Below are 1,849 nucleotides of genomic sequence, written 5' to 3'. Positions count from 1 at the left end.
GAACCTTCCGTCGGAAGCGTCGGCGATAGCTACGACAACGCTCTCGCCGAAACGATCAACGGCCTTTACAAGGCTGAGGTCATCCATCGCCGAGGACCATGGCGCAACTTCGAAGCTGTGGAGTTCGCCACGCTGGAATGGGTCGATTGGTTCAACAACCGGCGTCTACTGGAGCCCATTGGAAACATTCCGCCTGCAGAGGCCGAGGAACGATACTACGCCATGCTGGACGCACCAGCATTGGCCGCATAACTTAAACCAAACGGTCTCCGGCAAAGCCGGTGCGGTTCACCTTCTTGCCAATATGCTGTTTGAAAACATGATTGAGTACGAAGAGACCTTCTCTCTTGGAGAAGGGAGGCTGGCGCAGGTTAGCTATGCCCTTGACGCCGAAGCGGTCGCAAGCGCAATTAGCGGTTTGCCCTCGTCTCTTCATCCAGACGAAGACAGCAATTAAGATCGTTCAACGCCGGATTGAACTAGGGTCGCTTCTTGTGCGCCTCAAACGCGCTCTAAAGGATCCCCCACGCCCGAAACCTCCCCCTGCCCGTCATCTCGCGAAGCCCGAGTTCCGAAACGATCCGCCGCGCCGCCTGCGGCGTGACCTCGAGCGTTTTCGCCACCATCCCGGCCGACACCAGTGGTTTCGCCATGACAAGCGCGACCAGTTCCGGCAGCTTTGACGACGTTCGGCGCCCCTCCAGCTTCCGCTCCATCATTGTGCGGGCAAGCGCCAGCCGGTCATGCTCCTTCATGCCGATCTCGGCGGCAGCGATCAGGCCGTGGGCAATGGCGAGCAGCCTTGTCTCACGATCGCGGCTTCGGCGCCGATCGACGGGTATGGTTTTCAGACCAAGATTGATGGCGACGAGATGCGGACCGATGGTGATGCCGGCTTCCCGCAGGATAGAGGCGGCCAATAGCCGGCCAATCCAGGGCGCGTGCTGAAGCACGGCAAGCTCGTTCCAGGCATCGAGGGCAATGATCGCCCGAAACACCGCCGGCAGGTTTTCGGCCTGGCGCAGCACGCCGCGCCATTCTTCGAGTCGGGCATCCTCGTCCCAGTCGAGATCGTAGATCATCGGATCTTTTTCCGGACGGCTGGCCGTCGCATGGCTGACGTCAGCGACGCCGGGCCGCCTAGCGTCCTCAATGGCCGCCTCCGATCGTGCGAGCATCGCATCGATGGCGGCATAGTCGACGCCGGGGAGATTATCCGGGTCATCACCATCGTCCCCCTGCCCTTCCGGTTCGACGGCGACCGCGGGCCGAATGACGCCGGCCGTTTGCACCTCGCCCATGCCGACCGAATTGATGTCTGACGTCTGTCGCAAAGTTCGGATACCCTCTGCGGACAACGCCCACTCGGGCACCTGACCAGCGATCCGCCGGCGAGTGCGAAGAACGTCACGGGCGATTGTCAGTTCGTGGGTAGGTGTGCGAACATCTCGCGTGGCGTCGTGGAGGACAAGGTCTTCGAGATGGACGAGCTCGCCATCGATCCACAGCGAGGCGCAGGCATCGGCGAAATTTTGCCGCTCAAGAAAGCCCGCGCCGACCGGTGAGCGAGGAATGCGCTCGTCGATACGGGTGAGCGCGACGGCCGCCTCAAAAGCGGGCCCCATCAAGTTTGAGATGTTGATTTTCGCGAGGTCGTAAGCCATTGATTTTATGGTAAACGATTTCTTATAAGAACTCTATCTTATTATTGGGGTTCGTCACATGGTATGATTGCCGGTTGAGGTTCTAACCATCGATAAGTACCTCTTATCGATGGTAGTTGATTTCGCGGCGCAAATCACCGATGTCGGTCGTCCTAATTGAGCGGATTCCCCACATTTCCGGCGAT

At 59.4% G+C, this 1,849-nt stretch carries 2 protein-coding genes; one reads left to right on the top strand and one right to left on the bottom strand.

The genetic code is table 11. The features are described 5' to 3' along the window. Positions 1–252 (top strand): integrase core domain-containing protein (locus tag F3H58_RS27030; RefSeq protein WP_149744441.1); only part of this gene is annotated, 252 nt, incomplete at its 5' end. A gap of 260 nt (positions 253–512) precedes the next feature. On the opposite strand, the gene F3H58_RS27025 is transcribed toward F3H58_RS27030, so the two are convergent. Beyond that, positions 513–1,664 (bottom strand): RHE_PE00001 family protein, encoded by a 1,152-nt coding sequence (locus tag F3H58_RS27025; protein ID WP_149744440.1) that lies wholly within the window; start codon positions 1,662–1,664, stop codon positions 513–515. Between the last annotated feature and the right edge of the window lie 185 nt (positions 1,665–1,849).

It is taken from the genome of Rhizobium sp. NFACC06-2, assembly GCF_900101425.1.
GTDB lineage: Bacteria > Pseudomonadota > Alphaproteobacteria > Rhizobiales > Rhizobiaceae > Agrobacterium > Agrobacterium leguminum.
Note: the sequence above shows the minus strand (reverse complement) of the source record. Positions and strands in the feature narration are given on the sequence as shown.

Excerpts from the sequence above, each read along its gene's own strand:
- F3H58_RS27025 (WP_149744440.1), bottom strand. The coding sequence starts at position 1,664 with ATGGCTTACGACCTCGCGAAAATCAACATCTCAAACTTGATGGGGCCC.